Origin of the sequence: Niallia sp. NCCP-28 (assembly GCF_023168165.1) — a bacterium.
In the GTDB taxonomy this organism is placed as follows: Bacteria; Bacillota; Bacilli; order Bacillales; family Cytobacillaceae; genus Niallia.
Genome location: NZ_BQYJ01000002.1, coordinates 437,520 through 462,362, shown reverse-complemented (window position 1 = coordinate 462,362; position 24,843 = coordinate 437,520). Strand labels below are relative to the sequence as shown.

Annotated in this window: 18 protein-coding genes; 9 read left to right on the top strand and 9 right to left on the bottom strand. The window is 36.4% G+C overall.

The window, feature by feature from the left end:
* Window positions 1–58 precede the first annotated feature (58 nt).
* Both NCCP28_RS06980 and NCCP28_RS06975 read left to right on the top strand, forming a co-directional pair.
* Window positions 59–457, top strand: a complete 399-nt coding sequence (locus NCCP28_RS06980; RefSeq protein WP_248560678.1) for a DoxX family protein — start codon at window positions 59–61, stop codon at window positions 455–457.
* 84 nt (window positions 458–541) lie between these two features.
* Window positions 542–1,480 (top strand): ring-cleaving dioxygenase, encoded by a 939-nt coding sequence (locus NCCP28_RS06975; RefSeq protein ID WP_248560677.1) that lies wholly within the window; start codon window positions 542–544, stop codon window positions 1,478–1,480.
* Between the two features lie 780 nt (window positions 1,481–2,260).
* On the opposite strand, the gene NCCP28_RS06970 is transcribed toward NCCP28_RS06975, so the two are convergent.
* Entirely contained in the window at window positions 2,261–3,094 is an 834-nt protein-coding gene (locus NCCP28_RS06970; protein WP_248560676.1) for a TetR/AcrR family transcriptional regulator, read from the bottom strand.
* 98 nt (window positions 3,095–3,192) lie between these two features.
* On the opposite strand from NCCP28_RS06970, the gene NCCP28_RS06965 reads away from it, so the two are divergent.
* A complete protein-coding gene (locus NCCP28_RS06965) occupies window positions 3,193–6,273 on the top strand; it encodes an efflux RND transporter permease subunit (RefSeq protein ID WP_248560675.1) in 3,081 nt (1,026 codons plus the stop codon).
* Between the two features lie 132 nt (window positions 6,274–6,405).
* On the opposite strand, the gene NCCP28_RS23580 is transcribed toward NCCP28_RS06965, so the two are convergent.
* Together NCCP28_RS23580 and NCCP28_RS06960 are read right to left on the bottom strand one after the other, a co-directional pair.
* Entirely contained in the window at window positions 6,406–6,528 is a 123-nt protein-coding gene (locus NCCP28_RS23580; RefSeq protein WP_282579529.1) for a methylated-DNA--[protein]-cysteine S-methyltransferase, read from the bottom strand.
* 255 nt (window positions 6,529–6,783) lie between these two features.
* Window positions 6,784–8,427, bottom strand: a complete 1,644-nt coding sequence (locus NCCP28_RS06960; RefSeq protein WP_248560674.1) for a M20/M25/M40 family metallo-hydrolase — start codon at window positions 8,425–8,427, stop codon at window positions 6,784–6,786.
* Window positions 8,428–8,633: 206 nt separating this feature from the next.
* Between NCCP28_RS06960 and pruA the strand changes: the two genes are divergently transcribed.
* The 3 genes from pruA (at window position 8,634) to NCCP28_RS06945 (ending at window position 12,644) form a co-directional block, all read left to right on the top strand.
* A complete protein-coding gene (gene pruA, locus NCCP28_RS06955; protein ID WP_248560673.1) occupies window positions 8,634–10,181 on the top strand; it encodes an L-glutamate gamma-semialdehyde dehydrogenase in 1,548 nt (515 codons plus the stop codon).
* A gap of 13 nt (window positions 10,182–10,194) precedes the next feature.
* Complete coding sequence (locus NCCP28_RS06950) at window positions 10,195–11,403, top strand: ornithine--oxo-acid transaminase (RefSeq protein WP_248560672.1); 1,209 nt, start codon at window positions 10,195–10,197, stop codon at window positions 11,401–11,403.
* A gap of 599 nt (window positions 11,404–12,002) precedes the next feature.
* The gene (locus NCCP28_RS06945; RefSeq protein ID WP_248560671.1) at window positions 12,003–12,644 is read left to right on the top strand and encodes a stage II sporulation protein M; all 642 of its coding nucleotides are present in this window, start codon (window positions 12,003–12,005) and stop codon (window positions 12,642–12,644) included.
* A gap of 430 nt (window positions 12,645–13,074) precedes the next feature.
* On the opposite strand, the gene NCCP28_RS06940 is transcribed toward NCCP28_RS06945, so the two are convergent.
* The 3 genes from NCCP28_RS06940 to NCCP28_RS06930 all read right to left on the bottom strand — a co-directional run bounded on the left by NCCP28_RS06940 (window position 13,075) and on the right by NCCP28_RS06930 (window position 16,770).
* The gene (locus tag NCCP28_RS06940; RefSeq protein ID WP_248561116.1) at window positions 13,075–14,502 is read right to left on the bottom strand and encodes an NCS1 family transporter; all 1,428 of its coding nucleotides are present in this window, start codon (window positions 14,500–14,502) and stop codon (window positions 13,075–13,077) included.
* Window positions 14,503–14,684: 182 nt separating this feature from the next.
* Complete coding sequence (gene allB / locus NCCP28_RS06935; RefSeq protein ID WP_248560670.1) at window positions 14,685–16,073, bottom strand: allantoinase AllB; 1,389 nt, start codon at window positions 16,071–16,073, stop codon at window positions 14,685–14,687.
* A 25-nt stretch (window positions 16,074–16,098) separates the two neighbouring features.
* The gene (locus NCCP28_RS06930) at window positions 16,099–16,770 is read right to left on the bottom strand and encodes a GntR family transcriptional regulator (RefSeq protein ID WP_248560669.1); all 672 of its coding nucleotides are present in this window, start codon (window positions 16,768–16,770) and stop codon (window positions 16,099–16,101) included.
* Window positions 16,771–17,440: 670 nt separating this feature from the next.
* Between NCCP28_RS06930 and NCCP28_RS06925 the strand changes: the two genes are divergently transcribed.
* Both NCCP28_RS06925 and NCCP28_RS06920 read left to right on the top strand, forming a co-directional pair.
* Window positions 17,441–17,965, top strand: coding sequence for a DinB family protein (locus NCCP28_RS06925; RefSeq protein WP_248560668.1), 525 nt, complete (start codon window positions 17,441–17,443; stop codon window positions 17,963–17,965).
* Window positions 17,966–18,848: 883 nt separating this feature from the next.
* Window positions 18,849–19,796, top strand: a complete 948-nt coding sequence (locus NCCP28_RS06920; RefSeq protein WP_248560667.1) for an L-lactate dehydrogenase — start codon at window positions 18,849–18,851, stop codon at window positions 19,794–19,796.
* Window positions 19,797–19,908: 112 nt separating this feature from the next.
* Here NCCP28_RS06920 and NCCP28_RS06915 read toward each other — a convergent pair whose 3' ends face one another.
* Together NCCP28_RS06915 and NCCP28_RS06910 are read right to left on the bottom strand one after the other, a co-directional pair.
* Window positions 19,909–21,897, bottom strand: coding sequence for a YjhG/YagF family D-xylonate dehydratase (locus NCCP28_RS06915; protein ID WP_248560666.1), 1,989 nt, complete (start codon window positions 21,895–21,897; stop codon window positions 19,909–19,911).
* Window positions 21,898–22,001: 104 nt separating this feature from the next.
* Window positions 22,002–22,925 carry a dihydrodipicolinate synthase family protein gene (locus NCCP28_RS06910; RefSeq protein ID WP_248560665.1) on the bottom strand — a complete coding sequence of 308 codons (924 nt, stop codon included), beginning with the start codon at window positions 22,923–22,925 and terminating at the stop codon, window positions 22,002–22,004.
* Between the two features lie 248 nt (window positions 22,926–23,173).
* On the opposite strand from NCCP28_RS06910, the gene NCCP28_RS06905 reads away from it, so the two are divergent.
* Window positions 23,174–23,941 carry an IclR family transcriptional regulator gene (locus NCCP28_RS06905; RefSeq protein ID WP_248560664.1) on the top strand — a complete coding sequence of 256 codons (768 nt, stop codon included), beginning with the start codon at window positions 23,174–23,176 and terminating at the stop codon, window positions 23,939–23,941.
* Between the two features lie 159 nt (window positions 23,942–24,100).
* Here NCCP28_RS06905 and NCCP28_RS06900 read toward each other — a convergent pair whose 3' ends face one another.
* Complete coding sequence (locus NCCP28_RS06900; protein ID WP_248560663.1) at window positions 24,101–24,745, bottom strand: YesL family protein; 645 nt, start codon at window positions 24,743–24,745, stop codon at window positions 24,101–24,103.
* Window positions 24,746–24,843 lie beyond the last annotated feature (98 nt).

The following is a 24,843-nucleotide window of genomic DNA, read 5'->3' as shown; positions in this document are numbered from 1 at the left end:
TTTTTTAAACAAAATATCTCGATTTCGAGATAAAATAATAATTCTGGAGGATTTTTCAATGATAGATTTTGGTTTATTAATAATTCGTTTAGTAATTGGCTTGCTTTTCATCGGGCACGGTGCACAAAAACTGTTTGGCTGGTTTGGCGGGTATGGATTAAAAGGCACTGGCGGCTGGTTTGATTCCATCGGCATGAAACCAGGCGTAACCATGGCTCTTTTTGCAGGATTAGCCGAGTTAATCGGCGGCATTCTTTTTGCTTTAGGGCTTCTGACTCCACTTGCAGGCATTATGATTGCAGGAGCAATGATAGTTTCTATTGTTAAAGTGCACGGAGCTAATGGCTTATGGGCAACATCGAATGGTTATGAATACAATCTGACATTGCTTGCGGTTGCTATTGGAATAGCTTTGACAGGTCCTGGTAAATATGCTTTAGATGCCTTCTTATTTTAAAATGTCTCGAATTGAAGATTATCGAATTAAAGCAAATATTATATAATTTAAATAACAGAACTTTCATGAAAAAGGAGTGTAAACATGAGCAAAAAAACATTGGGCATTCACCATATAACTGCAATCGTCGGCCATCCACAAGAAAATGTCGATTTTTACGCTGGTGTTTTAGGACTGCGTTTGGTAAAACAAACAGTAAATTTTGATGATCCTGGCACTTATCATCTTTATTTTGGCAATGAAGGCGGAAAACCAGGAACCATTATCACTTTCTTTCCATGGGCAGGAGCTCGACAAGGAACCATAGGCGATGGCCAAGTCGGAGTCACTTCTTATGTTGTTCCAAAAGGCTCTATGGACTTTTGGAACAAAAGACTAAAAAAATTTAATGTTCCTTTTACTATAATGGAACGCTTTGGAGAACAATATTTAGAATTTGATGACCCACATGGCCTTCACTTAGAAATAGTAGAAAGAGAAGCTGGAGAAATCAATAAATGGACATTTGGAGATGTAACCCCCGAAGTGGCTGTCAAAGGATTTGGCGGAGCTACCCTATTATCCACTCAGCCAGAGAAAACAGCTGAATTATTGGAAAAAGTAATGGGTCTTGAATTGGTTGGCAAAGAAAGAGATTTCACTCGTTATCGTTCTAAAGCCGATATAGGAAATATTATTGATCTTAAATCAACTCCTATTGGACCTGGCAAAATGGGGGTGGGCACCGTTCATCATATCGCATGGCGAGCTATAGATGATCAGGATCAATTGGATTGGCAAAAGTATATTGCAGAGAGTGGATACGGTGTCACTCCTGTTCAGGATAGAAACTACTTTAATGCCATCTATTTCAGAGAACATGGGGACATTTTATTTGAAATTGCAACAGATCCCCCAGGATTTGCTCATGATGAATCAGAAAAAACAATGGGTGAACAATTGATGCTTCCATCACAGTATGAACCTCATAGAGCACAAATTGAAAAAAACTTGCTGCCGTTTGAAATAAAAGAACTGGGCTGATTTTGCCAATAAAATAATCTGAAACAACTGTGGCATAACTGCTTAAAGAGAAGTTATGCCCTTTCCATTTTATTAGAATAAAAGCTATTCTATCTAGTCAACGTCTAAAATCCATTAAAAAACTCGCCGATATCAACTTCTTTCTCAAGATGGATTTTTATTTAATTCTTTTGTTGCTTAATTATTAATATGACACATCTTTTTGCATGATAAATTCTATTCCGCTTCCTCCATCTATTTGCCGTTTTATACTAAAAAGTTCACTATCTACACTGATTTTTTGGAAATCTATTATGTTTTTTTAAAACTACAGATTCCCTAAAAGTTATTTATAATAATTAAACCCTCACTTTAACGATTTCCTCGGAAATAATCGACAGGAGTAGACAAACTTTAAGTTAGTTTCATCGATTAGAGCTTTTATGGTCCATTTTTCTCCAATCAGATTTTCCCTTTTCTCTCTTAATCTTGAGATAAAGGTATTGCTGGCCATTAATGAGGGATAAAAATGGACTATATTTTTGAAATTTATACTCTAAAAATAAAATCTATTATCCATTTAAACCGTTCTTTTTTGTATACGCTTTTATGAATGTAAAAAATATTTTTTCAAGTTATTTAGCAAAAATGAAACTTTTTATTCACGTAAAACGTATATTAAAATGCAAGATGAATAGTAATACCTAATTTATTAGGTAAATTAAAAAGAGCATCCAAAAAGGAATGCCCTAATTAACAAGCTAATCATACTGAGAAATTCTACTGTCTATTTTGCTAAAATTATATCTTCCAATAGCTCTGCAGCAAGTAGGTAATCCACTGGCAGTTTGGATGATGGCGTATATTCTCAAGCAAACCTTTAACAATTGCGGGGCTAAATGCTGGTTCATGGAGTTGCTGTTTAAGAAGGCTGAATGATTCTTGTACGATGGAATCATCTTTCAGCTCGTCTGTCTTTTGATCGATGATTTCAAGAATTTTTTCCTTTTGTTGTTCTTCTGTTACCGGATGTTTCGCATTTTGGTAAAGTTCCTCTGTTAAGAATGGTACCTTGGCATGTTTTGCCAGCAATTCGGTTTTTTCTACAAGTGATTGTGCTAATTGATGTAAATCAAACGGAACCTGAGAGAACAGAAAAAGATGAGAATAAATATTCGTAAACCCTTTAATACTATACATAATATCCAATTTAACAGGTAAATTCTTACCATATATTCTTTCAATCATGCATAGAATGATTTTCTCCAATTGACTGTCATAATAATGAATTTTTAAGATAAACTCTTCATTGAATGTATGAGTCTGTTCTTTCATAAATGTTTTTGCAAAATCAGAGTACTTATAAAAAGAAGAAAAATTACTATAATAAAATTTATATAGCACTTCATTCGTTTCTTCAGTATCTCTGACTATACAGTCAAGATCGGAAGTGAACTGCATCATAAAATGATCTATCAAGGACAAAATCAACTCATCCTTTGATTTGAATGCCAAGTAGAAAGCTCCTTTTGAAATGCCGCACTGTTCGGTTATCTGCTGAACAGAAGTAGCTTCAAACCCTTGCTTTGCAAAAAGTTCCAACGCTTTTTCCATTATTAATTGTTTTTTCATCATTTTATTTCTTCACTCCTAGATCGTTGTTGACAAATGACCACTTAGTCATTATTATAAAAAAATAAGCTTAGCAAGTCAATTAAAGGAAGGTGTATTAGTTGAAAGGTGTAGTAAATTTTGTCCTGGGCAATAAGCTTGCAGTATGGTTGCTTACCATCATCATTACTGTATCAGGCATTTATTCAGGCACTCGCATGAACATGGAGACAATTCCGGATATTTCAATTCCTTATCTTACCGTAACGGGCATATATCCAGGAGAAACTCCAGAGAAAGTTATGGATGATATATCCATGCCTATTGAAAAAGCAGTAGAAGGTCTTGAAAATGTAAAAGCCGTCTACTCTAATTCGTATTCTAACATGTCAAGTGTTCAAGTGGAATATGAATATGGAATAGATATGGACGAAGCAAAAAGAGAATTAAAATCGGCAATAGAATCTGTGGCACTGCCGGATGGCGTAGAGACACCTACTGTTTCTGCCATCAGTATGAACATGATGCCGGTTGTTGCTTTAAGTGTAAACAGCTCTAAAGAAGATATCGTTGACTTAACATCAACAGTTGAAGATATCCTTCTTCCAAAAATTGAAAAAATTGATGGAGTAACCTCTGCTACTATTTCTGGTCAGCATATCGAAGAAGTAGATCTTACTTATAACAAAGAAAAAATGGAAGAGCTTGGTTTAACAGAAGATAAAGTCAAAGAAATGATTCAAGCAAGCGATATGAACGTTTCATTAGGCCTTTATGAATTTGACGAAGGCGAAGAAGCTGTTTCTGTTGACGGCAAGTTCATGACAGCAAATGAATTAAAGAATATGGCTATTCCAGTCACACCAACAGCTGAAAATCCATCTCCATTTGTAAAATTGAAAGACATCGCAAAAATTGAAGTTGTCGGCAAAGTGCAATCTGTTTCCCGTACAAATGGAAAAGATGCAATTGCGATTCAAATTGTCAAAGATCAACAAGCAAATACAGTTGATGTTGTAAATAATGTAAAAGATTTAGTAAAAGATGAAAAGAAAAAAATTGATGGTCTAGGTATCGATATAACGGTTGACCAAGGTAAACCAATCCAAGAATCTGTATCTACAATGATTGAAAAGGCAGTATTTGGCGGATTAATTGCCGTACTGATTATCCTATTGTTCTTGCGTGACTTTAAGTCAACAATTATTTCCATCATTTCCATCCCAGTATCTATCTTTATGGCATTGCTTTTATTAAACTGGATGGATATTACATTAAACATTATGACACTGGGTGCAATCACAGTTGCCATCGGGCGTGTAATCGATGACTCTATTGTTGTTGTAGAAAATATTTATCGCCGCTTGCATCTAAAAGATGAGAAATTAACAGGCCGTGCACTTGTACGCGAGGCGACAATTGAAATGTTTAAACCAATTCTATCATCAACATTAGTAACGGTTGCAGTATTTGCTCCACTTATCTTCGTTGGTGGTATGGTTGGAGAATTATTTACGCCATTCGCTTTAACGATGACATTTGCTCTTGGCGCATCTCTGCTTGTGGCAATTACAGTTGTTCCTGCATTATCCCACTTCTTATTTAAGAAGAAGTTATACAGTGAAAAAACAGAAAGCAGCCATAAAGAGGTCGGCAAATTATCTTTATGGTATAAAGGAATTCTTGAAAAAGCTCTTAACCATAAAATCATCACTTCCATTATCGCCGTCGTATTGCTAGTAGGAAGCTTAGCGTTAACACCATTAATCGGCTTCAGCTTTATGGGCAGCGAAGAAGAAAAAACAATGTATTTAACTTACACGCCAGCAGCTGGTGAATTGAAAGAAGATACATTAAAAAACATTAAAGTTGTAGAAGATAAAATGCTTGACCGCAACGATATTGATATCGTTCAATTATCCGTAAATGACGAAGCCGACGAAATGGCTGCGATGATGGGCGGAGGTTCTGGCGGCGCCCTAATGTATTTGATTTTTGACCCAGACATGAAAGACTTCCCTGAAGTTCGCGATAAAATTGAAGATTACGTGAAAAACATTGGCCAATCTGGAGAATGGAAAAGCCAAAATTTCGCTGCTGCAACAGGATCTACAAATGAAATCAGCTACACATTATACAGTGAAGATTTAGATAAACTAAATGAAGCTGTGAAAAAAGTAGAAAACATCATGAAAGATAACGATGGTTTAAAAGATGTTTCATCAAGTGCGGAAGATGCATATGTTGAATATACATTTAAAGTAGAGCAAGATGAGTTATTGCAATATGGCTTAACTACAGGCCAGCTTGTTATGATGCTAAATCCTTCCTCTGCTAAAGATGTCTTGACAACCGTTGAAAAAGAAGGAAATTCTTTAGACGTTATTGTACAGCAGGAAAAAGCAAAACAGCCTAAATCAATTGATGAAATGCTAGATACAGAAATAACTACTGCTCAAGGCAAAATGCCTCTTTCTGAACTTGTAGAAGTAGATAAAGGAACAACGCTAAATACCCTTTCACGTAGTAAAGGAGAATATTATGCATCTGTATCAGGTACTATTAAAGACGATGACATTTCCAAAGTAACATCTGAAATAGACAAGAAAATGGATAAATTAGAATTGCCAAAAGGTGTTTCAACAGAAGTTGCAGGTGTATCTGCAGATATGAATGAAACATTTACACAACTTGGAGTAGCGATGCTTGCAGCAATCGCGATTGTATACTTCATCCTTGTGGTTACATTCCGTGAAGGTGTCGCGCCATTTGCGATTCTATTCTCTCTTCCATTTGCAGTAATTGGTTCTTTTGTTGGTCTATTAATCGCAGGTGAAACCATTTCTGTATCTGTTATGATGGGTCTATTAATGTTGATTGGTATTGTTGTAACAAATGCAATTGTACTTGTTGACAGGATTATTCATATGGAACGCGACGGCATGAATATGCGGGATGCTGTTCTTGATGCAGGAGCAACGAGACTTCGTCCAATCCTAATGACAGCAATCGCAACTGTCGGTGCATTACTCCCATTAGCCTTTGGATCAGGCGGCGGCGGATTAATCTCTAAAGGTTTAGCTGTTACCGTAATCGGCGGGTTAATAAGTTCTACACTATTAACATTAGTAGTTGTTCCAATCGTTTACGAAGTACTGTCAAAACTTTTTAGAAAAAACCGTAAAGAAATACAAGAGAATTAACCACCAAGCCTTGCAAGAATCACTTGCAAGGCTTTTTTTGCTATTCATCCCACCTTTACTTTACACTATGCCCCAATTATTTTTCCAATTTAAGAAGCCTTGTCTTTATTTCTAATCCCCCGCGATAATCAGCTAAAGACCCAGCTGAAATGGCGTTCCATTATAATCGAACGCCATAATGAAATCTTTTCTTTTTCCTTCTAAATATTCGATTATTTCTTTTTTATAAACTTTAAGCATTTCTTCATTTTCCACAAGAGGGCTCTTAGGAAAACGCTTCGCTGTCCATAAAGATAATTCTTCAAATGATGCATCCTGTGAACCAACATAATAAAATCCTTTAGGAGGCGCTGCTTAATATATGGTACATTTGGCATGCCCACAGATAATGCAATTTCAGCAATTCCTTTATCTGTTTCAATCAACTGCTCTTTCGCTTGTTTTAAGCGGACCTCCTGGATTTATTCACCAGGAGAAGGATAGAGAAATTATCGTATATTCTTAGCAAACTTATTTAGACGTTGATGCAATTTCTGTCGTCAATAAAGTATGAATACAGACAGGCAGCATATCCAACAATGTTATAAATGCATAGTCTATATCTAAACGTTCTGTCCATTGGTGAGCATCAAATCCAACTGGGCCCATATTTAAAACGGGAACATCCAATAATTCCATTTCTTTTAGAGGAATAGAGTATCCCTTATCCCATAATGGCATATTGGCAGTCAGCGATTTCATCGATTCGACAGGATACTGCAGCCCTGCGTAACTGAGATCTGAAATGCCAGCGAAATAGTTGATTTTTTCAAAAGAAACAGCATGTGACTCTAGTGCATATTTTTCTATTTTCGCTACAGCCTTTTTGATTAATGGGTGCTGGTAGGAACTAATGGCTGGATAATATGGAGGCGCAAAAAAGATGACAATCATCGGTGCTAATTCTTTGCATAATATTGTCAATTTATCTGCAATCTCAATTGTAGCTTCGCGATCATCTTTGTTTCCTCTATTATGCAAAATTGAGAATTGAATATTATTTACTTTTTCTTCCCCATAGTTTTTAATTGCATAGTCCGTCAATTCTTCATAGGTAAATACAGTTACCTTTAACTTTGGCACATCAAAAGGCATATATTTAGAAAATGCGCAAGCTTGCTTCCTATAAGATTCTGTAATTGAAGCTGCCACTTTTGTCGCTTTTTCTTTCAACAAGGAAACAACCTCATCCATTTTTTTATCTAAAATAAATAAATTGCATAATGTCACCGCACGATGAGGGATTTGCACAGAATATTCTTCTTTAATTCCATATTGAATTAAATTAGTAGGAGGCGGCGTAATCTCCTCTTCTACCTTATCACAAAGCTCTATATTTAATTCAAACTCATCCGTTAACAAGGAAGCCATGTAATTCGCATTTAGCCCTGCAAATGGTTCTCCTACATGTGTTTCCTTTCCATAACAAAGGAAGCCGGGCAATATTTTTCCTATAGAGCCTGTATAAATGTATTTTTTTTGATCTCCAGGATAGCGCATAAACATCGGCTCTCCATTAAGAACAGCTGTATATTCCAAATCATATTGTTTCGCCAGCTCCAATAAAACTGGAACAGCGGCTCTCATTCCCATAGAATTTACTTCTTCATCAGGAACAGTCAGCAATAAAATATTTCCGTCAAAAACTCCTTCACAAGCCTGTTCCATCATTGCCATATGCAAAGAAAGACCGCATTTCATATCCATTGTGCCTCTGCCGAACAGCCAATTCCCTGTTTCGATATCATGTTGCACTTGTTTCGGCAAATATTGTTTTTGTGAATAAAAAATCTCTGTTAACTTTTTCGGATGAAAAGCATCTTCCTTCCACCTTCCGTAATCCTCCACATCGACTACATCAAAATGACTGACAAGTACAACAGTTTTCTTTTTATTCTGATTTTTCTGCACAAGCCCTGTTACAAAAAATCTGCCATCATCAGTAGGATGTTTTTGCAAATGTTCAGGGTTTTGTTGAAAATATTCTAGATCTGACAACTCTCCAATCACAAAGTCAGGAAAATAAACTTCCGCTTCAGAATCTGTAACGCTAGGAATTTGCACAAAGCTGCATAAGAGATTGGTTAATTGTTCTTTCGTTTTCCATTTGGCCATATGCGCAACCTCTTTTCTCCATTATTGAAATTATTTCCTATTATATAGGAATAATGATGACGTTTAAATCTAACATCCCAAAGAAATTATTAATTTTTTTCTATTAAATATCGCTAAACCGTCATTCCAGATCATCCTAATAGATATATTTATACTTAAAGAGTGTTTAACATTCTGCACTTTCTAATAAAAAAGGAGTGATTCAAATGGTAATCGCCTATCGTCATGAGCCATTTACTAATTTTAGCATAGAAAAAAATAAACAGGCGTTTGAAAATGCTTTAGCATATGTTAATACACAGCTTGGCAAACATTACCCCCTTGTTATTAATGGAGCAAAAATAGAAACAGATGAAAAAATAATTTCCATTAACCCTGCTAATAAAAAAGAAGTAATTGGATCTGTCTCTATTGCCAATCAAGAATTGGCAGAAAAGGCCATGAAGGCTGCCCTCCAAGCCTTTGAATCATGGAAAAAATGGAAAGCGGAACATCGTGCAGATATTTTATTCAAAGCAGCTGCCATCATCCGCCGAAGAAAGCATGAGTTTTCCAGCTATTTAGTGAAAGAGTCTGGAAAGCCTTGGAACGAAGCAGATGCCGATACTGCAGAAGCCATTGATTTCTTAGAATATTATGCTCGCCAAGTTCTCGAAATAAAAAATGGAGCAAATGTAAAAAGCCGTCCTGGAGAATATAACCAATATCATTATATTCCCCTTGGTGTCGGGATTATTATTGCTCCCTTTAACTTCCCTCTTGCCATTATGGCAGGCACAGCAGTTGCTGCTATCGTAACAGGCAACACTATTTTATTAAAACCCGCAGATGCCACACCTGTTATAGCAGCAAAATTTGTAGAGGTAATGGAAGAAGCCGGTCTCCCAAATGGGGTATTAAACTATATTCCTGGCAAAGGAGAAGTAATTGGAGATTATTTAGTCGAACATCCCAAAACTCGATTTGTTTCCTTTACAGGTTCCCGTGCCGTTGGATGCCGCATTTATGAGCGGGCAGCAAAAGTGCAGCCAGGACAAATTTGGCTAAAACGGGTTATTGCAGAAATGGGGGGGAAAGACACTATTGTGGTGGATAAAGATGCAGATTTAGACAAAGCGGCTGCTTCTATTGTTCAATCCGCTTTTGGTTTTTCTGGCCAGAAATGTTCTGCCTGTTCTCGGGCAGTCGTTCATCAAGATATTTACGACAAAGTATTAGAAAAAGCAATCGCCTTAACCAAAACACTGTCTGTCGGCGCTCCAGAAAATTCAAATTCATATATGGGACCAGTCATTCATCAAGCATCTTATCATAAAGTGATGAACTATATAGAGATTGGCAAAAAAGAAGGAAGATTAATGATAGGCGGTGAAGGCGATGATACATCTGGGTACTTTATTCAGCCAACTATTTTTGCCGATGTAGATGAGAATGCACGTTTAATGCAAGAAGAAATTTTTGGTCCTGTTGTAGCATTTTGCAAAGCACGGGACTTTGACCATATGATGGAAGTTGCCAATAATACCGATTACGCATTAACAGGCGCTTTATGGACGAACAATCGGGAACATTTAGAGCGGGCACGGGACGAATTCCATGTTGGAAATTTATATTTTAATAGGGGCTGTACCGGAGCCATTGTCGGCTATCAACCTTTTGGAGGCTTCAATATGTCTGGAACTGATTCAAAAGCTGGGGGACCTGACTATTTAATTCTCCATATGCAAGCAAAAACAACATCGGAAATATTTTAAGGAGGGAGAGCTTATGTCTACTGAAACAAAACAAACTACAAAAATCATTGAGCAAACAGAAAAATTTGGCGCAAACAACTACCATCCCCTTCCAATCGTTATAAAAAAAGCACAAGGTGTGTGGGTAGAAGATCCCGAGAACAATCGGTACATGGATATGCTCAGTGCCTATTCAGCCGTAAACCAAGGTCATCGCCACCCAAAAATCATTGAAGCATTAAAACAACAAGCAGATAAAGTTACTTTAACGTCACGAGCTTTCCATAATGATCAGCTTGGTCCATGGTATGAAAAAATTTGTATATTAACAAAAAAAAATATGGCCCTCCCGATGAATACTGGAGCCGAAGCCGTTGAAACTGCCTTTAAAGCGGCACGGCGATGGGCTTATAAAACGAAAGGCGTCAGCGATAACCAGGCAGAAATTATTGCTTGTACAGGAAATTTCCATGGACGGACAATGACTGCCGTTTCTTTATCATCTGAAGCGGAATATCAACAAGGATTCGGACCAATGCTGCCTGGAATAAAGCTGATTCCATACGGTGATTTAGAAAGCTTGCAGAAGGCAATCACCCCTAACACGGCAGCCTTTTTAATCGAACCAATTCAAGGAGAAGCAGGCATAGTCCTGCCGCCAGCTGGATTTATAAAAAAAGCATTTGATCTTTGCCGACAAAATAATGTCCTATTTATAGCAGATGAAATACAAGTAGGTTTAGCAAGAACAGGCAAACTTTTTGCATACGAATGGGAAGGAATTGAACCTGATATGCTTGTTTTAGGAAAAGCTCTCGGCGGCGGAGTATTCCCCATTTCATGTGTAGCGGCAAATAAGGAGATACTAGGAGTTTTTACTCCTGGTTCACATGGCTCTACTTTCGGCGGCAACCCCCTTGCATGTGCTGTATCGATTGCTGCTTTAGAAGTAATAGAGGAAGAAGGATTGGCAGATCGCTCGCAGCAGCTTGGAGATTACTTTAGAAAAAAATTACAAGCAATCAAAAGTCCGATAATTAAAGAAGTCAGAGGCCGAGGCTTATTTATTGGCATGGAATTAACAGAAGATGCTCGGAAATATTGTGAGAAATTAAAAGAAGAAGGATTGCTTTGCAAAGAAACACATCATACAGTCATTCGTTTTGCCCCACCCCTTACAATCACAAAAGAAGAATTAGACTGGGCAATGAAACGAATCCAAAAAGTATTCCAAACACAATAAGGAACCCGTTGATTATTTTTTCCTTGTTGCACAACGATGACACCCTGCCGAGTTTCTTTCTGCAGATGTCATCGTTATATAGCAACCATTGTTTAATTTATTAAACATGAACGCATTAAAAGGCTGCCAGTCGTTTATAATTCGATAAGCTGATAATGACTCTATGAAGTTCGGCATCAAGATCTAATAATAAAGCCTTTCTTTCTACTACCGAATATTTCTGAATTGACTCTACTATCTTCTTTCGCTTTTTATTGTAGAATCAGTCATAATATGAAAGCCAATTTCTACTACATTTTTTTCTAATCGTCCTTCTGCCCCTATTAAGTCGCTGCGATAAATCTACTTTATTTCCCCTTGGTCCATTTTTAAATCTCCATCAATAATTGAATCCTCTTGTCATATATGTGCTTGATTGTTCACTAGAATAAATCTGATTCATATTAGAAAAGCAATTACTATATTTTTTATAAAAAGGAATTTAAAACAAATTTCTGAAACTTATTATATATTAATGCGTAAACATATTAACATACATATATGATTAACAATTCTTTTATATTTTTAATAGTTAGATCAGTCACTTAGGAGAGATTTATTTGAAGATAAATTTAGAGAATCTTAAAAAAAAATACAAACAGGAATATCAAATTTATAGTGATTTTTACAAAAAGAGCTTCCTGATTGTATTTTTTTTAGGGATATTAACAGCCTTTGTTTGTTTTTTCTTATCTTTTTACTTTGAAGATTTTATTACACAGCAGGCGAATAATATTGCTGAACATACGATGGGTGTAGACAAAAATGAACCAACAAATATTCAAAAGTTTTTTTCCATTTTTTTCAACAACCTTTTTCTTGGAGGATTGATTATCCTAAGTGGATTTATTCCTATATATGGTCTCCCGTTTATTTATGCATTGCTTTCCTTTGCATCGGTAGGAATCATCACTGGCTACGGTTCTATAATGAAACATGATGTTTTGCAAACAATGATGATTGCATTTTTGCCACATGCAGTCATTGAAATATTTCCGATCCTTTATAGTGTAGCAGTAGGGATCTATATAAATAAAAATATAGTACATAAGTTATTTTTCCGGAAAAGAAAGACCGATAAAGTTAGGTCCATGCTTGTTCAAGGAACTACAAGTCTTTTAATGATAATTCTGCCATTATTTTTGCTTGCTGCACTGGTTGAAGCGTTTATTACTTCTCATCTAGCGGATATCTACTTATAGAGTTATTCCAATTCCAGTTATTATTTTTAAACATTATTAAAGAGTATCCTGCATTAGCATGGATATTCTTTTCATAGTAAATAAACATATATTCCCCTGAAACTAGCAATTTAAATTTAACGAATTTCCTACTATATAAATTCAATTTAATTTTTCGACATAACTAGTGACCCGATAGGTTGAATTACTTTTTCTAGGTAAGTGTCCAAATATTCTATGAAGAAGATCATTGATTTTCCAATGTCTTTTCTTATGGCATGAAATTGATTGACGAGGACACTTCCTTTTCCTCCTGCCCAAATGCGCTCCACCACCTTCGAGTAAGGAAGCTTTTTTTATTTCTGTCAATAGAACCAGCAATTTATTCTTAGTTTTCCTCTTAAAACACCAACAAAAAAAGAATGCCCATATCTGGACATCCCTTTTATATTCAACTTATCTGCTTATTCCCATTACCTGTTCCATCATTCTCAAAAATTGTGCCTTTTCTAAACTTCGAATCTTTAAATGCATATTTCATTAATAGAAGATAGCTGATGCCTGACACAACAAAGCCGATAATCCATGCGAGCTCTACTTCTATGAATGCTGCTCCTGCACCAATTAGCATGGCTAGTATCGCACTTGGATTAAAGCCAGCAAACTGGCCGTCTTCTTTATATAATTCAGCAACATTTACTTTTTGTTTTCTTAATAGATAATATTCTATTAAAATAATCGCCACAATTGGCCCTAAAAATGCGGAATAGATCAAAATAAATGTATTTAGCCCTTTTGCTGATGAATCTTGGACAAGCACCCAAGGGAAGGAACATAAAGCAAGAAGTCCAGTTACTACAACAGCTGGTTTGTATTTCATTTTTGTCAGCAATTGCACCACATATGTTGGTGGAATAATATTTGCGACCATATTTACTGCAATTGCTCCCATTACGATAAATGCTGATACAAACACAGTAATATAGGAGTTATCTACAATGATTGCAAATGCTTTCACTGGATTGGCGATACCTGTTGCTGCAGCAAGCATTGCACCAATTGCAAGAACAAAACCATATGCGATAAAGATTGGCAAGAAATATAAAGCCCCACGCTTTTTATTGCTCATGCCAGTTTTCAGTTCCCTGGAGTAATCTGCTGCACTTAAAAAGATGGCAGCATAATTTCCTAAAAAGACCATAATAAAGGCGAAGAAAGGCAATCCCCATGTCCCTTTTGCATGAACCCATTTATCAACAATTACTTGACTATGAGAGTTTAAAAGAACACCAAATACATAAACAAGTGCCAGCATAATAACAATAGAAGCAAGAGATTCCACCCATTTAATTGCATGAAAACCGTATAACGAAAGAACTATTTGCACAACCTGCAATACCACAAAACAAACCGCAATGCTGTTAAAAGAACCTCCTGTAACAATTTTGGCAATTTCATTTAACGCAGTTGCTCCGATCCAGCTTTGAAAGCCATACCAGACAATAGCCGGAATTCCCCGCAATAAAGAGGAGATAACAGACCCTTTAATTCCAAATGACATTCTTAGCTGCACTACATAAGGTATTCCCGTTCGATAGCCTAATCGATCATTTAATGCAAAAATAGTAGAAATAATTCCAATAGCAATAACGGCTGCCAAAAATGTTTGAAAAATATTCAGTGTTGCCGCTCCTGCCACAAATAGACTTGCACCAAGAGTCATATTTCCTAAGTTAATGCCATCTCCTATCCACATAAATGCATATGCAATAGACCCTACTGTACGATCTTTTTCTTGTTTTGGCTTTAATGATTCATCCATATTCGTAGTCGTTGAGATTTCTGCCTCATTTGTAGAAGTGTAACTTTCGATATTCATAGCCAATGCCCTTCACTCCCTTTATTTTTATAAAAACAATTAAAATATTTCAAAATATTCAGTTTATATATTGCGTAATTTATCTATGCAAAAGATTTTCACAGGAAATTTCTTTATAAGGAGAAAGGGATGATCTATTGTAGTACGAAAAGCTCTATTAGAGCATCCCCTTTTTTACTTCATTAAAATGCAGCACATTCCAATTTTTGTTTGTATGTCACTAATTTTCCTATCGGATCTCCGACAATACCTTGATTTACATCAAACACAACATTTCCTCTAACTAACGTTTTGGTAACCCGACAGTTAATTTTTCTGCCTATATACGGACTGTGCTGATGACGATAATATAAATCTTCCTTCTTTACAACATAAGATTGATTGGGATCAAGTAAAATAATATCAGCATCTTTTGAAATCGCAATTTCTCCTTTGGCGGATAAATGAAAACGTTTGGACGGATTATAGCTGATCATTCGGACAAAGTCTGCCACTGAGACATTTCGTTTTAACACTGCTTCATCAAACATTAAATCAACATTATTTTGACAGCCAGTAACCCCGCCCCATACTTCAAACATGTTATTTGATGCACTTTTCTTCATTTCCGGCGGGCACGGAGAATGATCCGATGTGAGCATATCCAATTTTCCTTCTATTAATTTCTGCCAAAGTTTTTCTTGTTCTTCCTTATCACGGAGCGGCGGAGAACATTTAGCAACAGGGCCTATTTTCTCAAACTCTTCGGTTGTAATTGTAAAGTAATGCGGGCATGACTCCAATGTAACATCTTGCCCTTCCTGTTTTGCTTGTTCAATCACTTCGACCGCTTCAGCTGAACTAATATGGACAAAATGAAGCTTGCACCCTGTTTTTTCCGCAAAATACAATGCTCGTTTAACTGCATCTACTTCAGCTATAATAGGTCGAGATGCTACATAATCAGCCGCTGTTAATTTCCCATTTTTTATCATCTCTTCTGCCATTCTATCAGTGACTATTGCATTTTCTGCATGGATTGATAACATATGTCCTAATTCTGCTAATTTTTTCATTCCCATATATAAAGTATAATCATCAACATTGGTGAAATCCTCTGGAATATCCGATCCGCATGATGACATAAAGCATTTAAATGCAACAACTCCCTCTTCTGAAAGTTCTGTCAATTTATCCAGATTGCTGGGGATTAGCCCGCCGTAAAATGCATAATCGATATAATTTTTTCCTATTGCTGTCTCTTTTTTTAATAGAAGAGAGTTGCGGTTTATGGTTGCAGGAAGTGCGTTTAAGGGCATATCCACATAGCTTGTTGTGCCTCCCGCAGCAAGTGCCTTTGTGCCTGTTTCAAATCCTTCCCATACTGTCCGCCCTGGTTCGCATATATGAACATGTGTGTCAATCATGCCTGGCATTACATATTGCCCTTCCGCATCTATTGTCTGCAATGAATCAGCTTCCAACACTTCTGCAATGGCAGCGATTTTTCCATCTGTAATGCCGATATCTGCTTTCTTCACCCCCTCTATAAAAACTACATTTCCTCCTTTAATAATCAGGTCATACATCATGATTGCCCTCCTCCTTGTCGACAAATTAGTTATTATTAAAAATTTCCGTTAAAGAAGCCGAAAACTGGTTTTTGTCCCTAAACTGCAAATGTTCTTCCATATCAATTAAATGTTCCAATGCCAATTCTGCTGCTAGCTGTTCATCTCGTTTCTTAATCGCATGAAAGATGTGACGATGATGCAAACAAGCATCCTTCTCTTCCTGTGTTTTTCCATAGATAGAAATGATCACATGTGTTAAAGAAATCAAGTCCTCCAAATATTGATAAAAATAGGAATTACCTGCTATTTCTGCTATTTTCAAATGAAAATCTCCTGACATTTGAATAGCATCATAATAATCAATATGCAAATGGCTATTTTCTTCTTCCTCAACCATCTGTTCCAATTCAAAAAGCTGCTCTGCAGTTGCAAGCTGACAAGCCTTTTTCACTGCTTCCACTTCTAAAATCCGCCTCATTTCAAATACTTCTGTTGCTTCTCTTTTAGAAGATGATGTTACAAAAGCTCCCCTATTGGCAATTATCTTTACCAATCGCTCATAGGCTAATCTCCGTAATACATTGCGGACTGGAGTTCTGCTTACTCCAAACGATTCGGCAATTTCTTTTTCAACAAGCTGCATATTAGGAAGCAGCTTTTGTTGAATGATTGCCTGTTTAATTTTATCGTAAATCTCTATTTCCTTAGCATTCATCTGTGGTTGCCCTCACTTTATATAAAGCATGATGAAATTGTCATCCCATACATTAAGATTGTATTTTTAATTGCATACGAGATTGTATACAATTTCTTATATGCTATAAGTTACTATATTATTTTTTGATTTTCAATTATTTTCTGAAAAAACATTTTATTTCTTAACGTCATATTGTTAGATTTTCTAACATTAAATGTTCAGGAATATAATTTTAAAATAATAACATTTATCTCAATGTTATTAAAGCTCATATGCTGCACTATTCAAAATCCCCTTTTCTTCTTATCCTTTCAGTATGGGGTTCATATCCTCCATTCTATTTTTATCCATTTTTTTCTTGTTGACTATTGACTTTGTAATCGTTTTCATTTATATTATAACTAGGTTGGATGACATATGTGGTCATCAAGGTATCGAGCGCAGGATGGAGCTGATACTATAAAGAAAATCGTTATATAGACGTTTTCTATTTATCATAAAAACAAAAAGGCAGCTGGCTTTCAGCTGCCTTTTTGTTTTTATACAATATCATTTTTCTTTTCTCTTTTTTTAAAAATTTTTTTACCTTCCTCTTCTATTCTCTAACTGTTCTATTCATTATTTTTGCAGATATGCTATGATCATTTTATTCGCTTTATCTAATAAAAAACTGGGAAGGAGCAATCCAATGAATTTTACTGTTGCTGAAGCAATTGAGATTTTAGAGCGCACCCCAAAAACGCTTGAGTATTTTTTATCTGGTTTATCCGCAGGATGGCTGCAGTGCAATGAAGGAGAAGGGACTTGGAATGCAGAAGAAGTGATTGACCATCTTATCGAAGGAGAAAAAACAAACTGGCTGCCAAGACTCCAGTTTATTCTAGAACAAGGGGAACAAAAACCATTTCCTCCATTTGATCGCTATTCCCATTTGAATCAATCAAAAAAATTATCACTCGAACAAAAATTGCAGGAATTTAAAACCATTCGATCCCAAAATATCAAAAAACTTCAAGGCCTTATTGATCTTAAACTCTGTCTTGAAAAAACTGGATTGCACCCTGAGTTTGGCCAAGTAAAAGTCCGGGAACTCATTTCCACATGGGCTGTTCATGATTTGACCCATATTTCGCAAATCGTGCGGATAATGGCTGAACGCTACAGAGAAGATGTCGGCCCTTGGAGTGCTTATTTGGGGATATTGAAAAAGTAATAGAAGCCTTTATTGCTCTCCCTTAATGTTTGCGGAAAGCCTAGCTTTTGCTTAATAAGGGAGACTGCTATCCTTTTTATCTCCCCACACTCTAACCTGCTGCACGATCAGCTGCAAACAATCACTATTATTCATCCAGATTATTTCCTGAGATCTGATAATTGCTGTCCGCCGGTATGCTGATTGTTATTGCCTTCAGAGTTAGCCTATAAGTATAATTTTTTCCATCTGCCGTTGCTGCGATATTTTTTTCTTTTTTTGCATAATTGTACTATGGGAAAAGAGACCGTTAATACGTGATGGATCCTTATCATTTCCTGCTATTCCTTATTTTACGAAAAAAAGGATAACATTATAAACCTATATTAAAAATTAAACATAAAAGATTCTGCTTAAAAAGAAACATTAAATATAAACTGAAAAAATCGTAATTCTTATCTCATTATCTCAAAATAGATGCCCCGATATATTGTTATTCTTATGCGTGATATATATTAATGAAAGTTAGAGCCATAATAGTCCTATGCTATTGGAATAAATGGCACTTCTTGAATTTTTGTTTATATTGTTGAAAACGCTATTTTATTTCCACAAGACAATCATGGCAATTTTGTGAACTACCTTTCTGAGGAAAGCGTTTTATTTGTCTAATTCACAATTCCGACACATTATTGTGATTCATTTCACAATTTGACAGCTATAATAAAAGTATCAAAAGCAATCACTACTCTTTTAAAGAGGTTAAAATATATGGTAGCTTGGAAAACAACAATATGATTTGTTTTTGATAAAAAAGCAACTTTTATAAAAAATAAAAAATATATTCCCATTGCTAATTAAAAATATATTAAATAAATAAACTTATATAAGGGAGAGATTTATCATGAAAAAACAAAATATCAACCGTGTCGTATTAATTGGAACTGGAGCTGTCGGCTGCAGCTATGCTTATTCTTTCATTAACCAAGGTGTTGCGGAAGAATTAGTGTTAATCGATGTAAATGAAAAAAGAGCAGAAGGGGAAGCGATGGATTTAAATCATGGGATGCCATTTGCACCGGCACCTGTAAAAGTTTGGAGCGGAAAATACGAGGACTGCGGTCTTGCTGATTTAGTTGTCATTACAGCTGGCCTTCCACAAAAACCAGGCGAAACTCGTTTAGACCTAGTGGCAAAAAACACAGCTATCTTTAAAGAAATCGTAAAAAATGTAATGGCGAGCGGCTTTGATGGCATTTTCTTAATCGCCACAAACCCAGTGGATATCTTAACATATGTAACTTGGAAAGAATCTGGCTTGCCGAAAGAAAAAGTAATCGGCTCTGGCACAACGTTAGACAGCGCAAGATTCCGCTATATGCTTGGCGAATATTTTAACGTCGATACTCGCAATGTCCATGCGGCAATCATCGGCGAACACGGCGATACTGAACTTCCTGTATGGAGCAAAGCAACGATTGGCTTAGAAAGCGTAGAGTCTTTATTAAGCAAAAATCCTGCATACAGCCAAAAAGACTTGGATGAAATTTTTGTAAACGTTCGTGATGCAGCCTACCATATTATTGAAAGAAAAGGCGCCACTTATTACGGAATTGGAATGTCTCTAGTACGCATTACCAAAGCAATCTTAAATAATGAAAACTCTATTCTTCCAGTATCTGCATATTTAGATGGACAATATGGCCAAAACGATGTATATGTAGGGGTTCCAGCTGTCATCAACCGCGACGGCATTCGTGAAGTAGTAGAACTTGACTTGAACAAAGAAGAACAAAAACAATTTGACCACTCTGTAAAAGTATTAAAAGAAACAATGGCCCCTGTTCTTTAATCGAGAAAACAGCACAATAATATTAGAATGATTCTATGGAGAAAAGCGCACGAATTTATCATGCGCTTTTTTATTTAGCCTGACTTACGATTGCTTCCCATAATAAAGTATTCTATCTTATAGGGGACTTTTCTTCTTTAGCCAATGCTTTGACGCCGGCTTCGATAACCTGCAAAATCCGATCCGTATCATACACGCTTCCACTCCAAGTTCCTCCGCTGACAGATTGAAGCGCCGCCCATAACCGTGTATCATCAGGCAGATTAGGGTCTGGCTTTAATTGAGGGTGGGGATGGCGTTCTTCTAGAATAACAGATGCTTCTTCTGCTGAAACTCTTTTATTTGCATTGCCGACAAAATTAACAGAACCAGTTAAATGAAGACAATCAATGATAATCTCAATCAAATCGCCATCGCGCAGTTTTCCAATGGGGCCTCCTCCTAATGCCTCTGGTCCCACATGTCCGATGCAAGCGCCTGTTGAAACACCTGAAAAACGTGCATCTGTAATTAACGAAACATATTTGCCAAATGGCAAGTACTTTAATGCAGATGTTAATTGATAGGTTTCTTCCATCCCCGTTCCTAAAGGGCCTCCTCCCATCACCACCATAATATCACCAGCTTCAATTCCGCCAGTTTTAATAGCTTTAATGGCCGCTTTTTCGGAAGTGAACACTTTTGCTGTTCCAGTATGACGGTATATGCCGTCATCTCCTACCACAGATTGATCAATGGAAGTTGATTTGATGATCGATCCTTCAGGTGCAATATTGCCTGTTGGGAAAGTAATGGTGGATGTTAATCCTCTTTCTTTCGCCTGCTCGGGGCTCATAATGACAGCATCAGGAGAAATGCCATCAGCCTCCATCAAACGTCTTCTAATTTTCGCCCGTCGCTCTGACTGCTCCCACCAATCAAGATTTTCGCCAAGTGTATTGCCAGTTACAGTCAGAACATCTTCATGCAGAAGACCTAATTTTCTTAAATGAAGCATTACCTCTGGAACTCCCCCTGCTAAAAATACTCGTACAGTTGGATGAAAATCCGGTCCATTTGGCAAAACGCTTACTAAACGAGGCGTTTTTTTATTAATTCGTGTCCAATCTTCCACAGTCGGAATTTTGCACTTAGCAGCATGGGCGATAGCAGGAATATGCAGCAATAGATTAGTAGATCCTCCAAAAGCCGCATGAACAACCATTGCATTTTCAATCGCCTTATCTGTCAGAATATCCTTTGTGGCTACTTTATTTTTTTCCATTTCCAGCGCTGCCCGTGCAGACTGTCTAGCCATTTCAGCCCATATCGGCTGGCCAGAAGGAGCAAGCGCTGAATGAGTTACAGCCATTCCAAGGGCCTCTGCAACAACTTGGGAAGTCGCTGCCGTACCAAGAAATTGGCATCCCCCTCCTGGTGTGGCACATGCAACGCAGCCAAGCTCCGCTGCTTCTTTCAAACTGATTTCTTTATTCGCAAATCGTGCGCCAATAGTTTGAACTTTCCCTGCATCCTCACCGACTGTAGGTGGAAGTGTAACACCTCCAGGTACAATAATGGTTGGCAAATCATGCATGGCCGCCAGTGCAATCATCATTGCTGGCAAGCCTTTATCACATGTAGCTACTCCCATCACAGCTTGGCGTGTCGGCAAGGAACGAATTAATCGCCGATAAACAATGGCGGCATCATTTCGATAAGGAAATGAATCAAACATGCCTAATGTTCCTTGTGAACGTCCATCACATGGATCACTGACAAACCCTGCAAACGGAACTCCCTTTTTATCCCGAATTTCTTTGGCTGCTTCTGTCATCAATAAATCTACTTCCCAGTGGCCAGTGTGATAACCTAAGGCAATTGGACTGCCATTATGGTCCCGAATGCCTCCTTTGGTGCCCAGGATAAGCACTTGCGTTCCAAGCAGGCTCTTCGGATCCCATCCCATTCCCACATTTTGAGTAAGTCCAAAAAGATCTCCGCTCGGCGATTCTTCAAGCATTTGCGGCGTTAAAGGAAGTGTTCCTATCGGTCCCTTTGCATGTGTTTTCACATTATATAAAGAGGATTCTTCTTCATTAAAAATCGAATGTAATGACATAGTATCTCTCCATTTTAAATAATATTTGGTGGAGCTTTTTATGGACTAAAATTAAATAGGAAAGTTTATTTAGAAACCTTCCTATTAAAGAAATAAACACACTTCTATTTTTTTGCCGCTGGAAGTACTTTTGCTGATTGTAAAATTGCTTTCACTTCTTGTCTTTTCTTCTCACTAAGCGGCTTAGACGGCGGCAATACATATGTAGAAATATTTAGGCCGCACATTTTCGTCGCTTCCTTTACTACATTTACAAAGGGACTGTCAATCTTATAAAGCTGTGGAAGAAGTGCTAGCTGGCCATAAAGAGCAACTGCTTTTTTTAAATCTCCACTTGTAAAAGCATGATATATTCCCACTGATAAATGTGGAGCAAAATTCCCGCTTGCTGAAATGGTTCCATCTCCGCCCAGTTGAAGGGTATTTAATAAATGATCATCAAATCCACAAAAAACAGAAAAGTACGGATGCTTGCCTTTCACCTTCTCAATCATTTCACGAATATGGCCGATGGAATCCACGGTATCTTTAATGCCTACGATATTTTTGTGCTGATCTGCAATTCGTTCAACAAAATCAGGCGTTAGATCTTGTCCTGTAAGATTTGGAAAATTATAAAGAAAAACAGGAAGATTAATAGATTCTGCTATCTCACTATAATAGCTATACAAGTTCTCATCTGATAATGACCAATAATATGGATTGATTACCATAACCCCATCTGCGCCTATCTGTTCGGCATGCTGGCTTAAAGAAATTGCTTCTCTTGTACTGGTGCTTCCTGTCCCAATTAATACAGGAACTCTCTTATTTACATAACTAATCGCAAATTCAGCCGTTTCTTTTCTTTCTTCTACAGTCATTTGCGAAAACTCTCCGCCAGTTCCTAAAAACAATAATCCATTTACCTTTGATGCAATTAAAGAATCAATTAACAGCCCCATTTCTTTCTGATTCAGTTTGCCATTTTCATCAAAAATAGTGGATACGGGAGGAATAATGCCATTAAATAATGTTTTTTTATTCATTTTATCGCCCCTCTTTGTTTTATAATATAAAACTATGTTTTATTATTCTGTTAAATTTAATTCAATTATAACATATAAGCATTAACTGTAAACACTTACATACAAATCATTTCCATTTTGCAATCAGTCCTTATCAAAATTTATTTTATTGCATTTTTTAATTGTCTATAATACTGTAATAGTACTTAGCAGAGGCTTATCGCTCGTGCGTAATTGCTAATAATATAAAATGAACATGAGGGTTGAATATGCCAATTATCCAATCTGTCGAACGTTCTCTTCGAATATTAGATCTATTTAATGAACATACGACTGAGCTTAAAATTACGGAAATTAGCGACAAAATGGGACTTCATAAAAGCACTGTCCACTCTTTATTAAAAACACTTCAAGAATCTCGTTATATTGATCAAAATCCTGAAAATGGAAAATACAAATTAGGCATGAAACTTGTTGAACGAGGGAACCTGGTTATTAGTACCATGGATATAAGAAATATAGCGAAGAAATATCTTCAAACTCTATCAATAAAAACAGGACAGACTAGTCATCTTGGGATTTTGGACGGCAATGCCGGTGTTTACATTGATAAGGAGGAGGGAGAAAAAGCGCTGATTCGCTATTCACGAATTGGAAGGAGAATCCCTCTGCACTCTACAGCAATAGGAAAAGTTCTCCTATCCTTTCAAAATTCCGAAAAGATTGCACAGCTTCTAGATGGTTACCTTTATACCCAATCAACTAATAAAACAATCCTAAATGAAGAAGATTTTAGGATAGAACTTGAAAGGGTTCGGGAAAATGGGATTGCAATCGATAACGAGGAAAACGAAAAAGGCGTTCGTTGTATAGCTGTACCAATTATCAATCAAAAAAATCAAGTAATTGCTGCCGTTAGTATATCTACTTTAATTTCTAATGTAGATGATCAGAAGCTTGATCAATATGCAGTTCTTCTTAAACAAATTGGCCAAGAGCTGTCTAAACAAGTAGAATATGGATTGCCAATCAACTAAAACTTTCCCCTTTCTCTTATAATCTCTTAAATAAAGAGAAAAGGCCTATCATTAACCATTCTGCAAAAGTATTAAAGCAGGTCGATCCTATAATTGCATTTAATACAAAACAAGTCCGGCATGCAAACCATCTATACCGGACTTGTTTTTGCATTCTATTTATGAAATGATAAAATCTTTTTCGTTTTCATATTTTCCATACATATTGACAATAAGAAAAGAATTTAAATATGCAATGAAAGAAAAACCTAAAAATACACTTAAATATAAGCAAAAAACAAATAAATATGGGGATATGAGCATTAGAATAAATGGGAATAATGAAATGATGAAAATCGGTATTATTTTGCTAGGATTTGCAGCTGCCATTTTTAATGTATTGCCAATTGACTCTTTTATTGAATTCTCAAATCTAGAAATATATGGAAATATAAATACAGTAATAATAAGATAGACTAATGAAAAAAAGAATAAACTTATATGTACCAGCAAAGAAAATGGCCCTGAATATTGTTGAAGAAAAGAATAATCCATATATAATATGGACCCTATAATCAATAAAAAAATCCATATAGCGGTACTTTGCTTAAAATTTTTTTTGAATGCCTGGATAAAGCCGCCTAACAAGCTTACTTCTTCATTTCTAACCATTTTTATTGTTATAGTATAAAGAGCAGTAGTTGACGCACCTACTGTAATAATAGGAAAACAAAATAATATAAATAGACAATTCAATAACATCAATTCGAAAATTTTTAATAAAAATCGGTATAAAGGTCCATTCCATTCAAAGATATGATTCATTCATAGAGTACCTCTCTTCTAGTTATAATATGCCTCCTGATAAAAAACTGGCACTATATCATCCGCTCAAGTATTCTTTTAATGTAGGGAATAGCTCT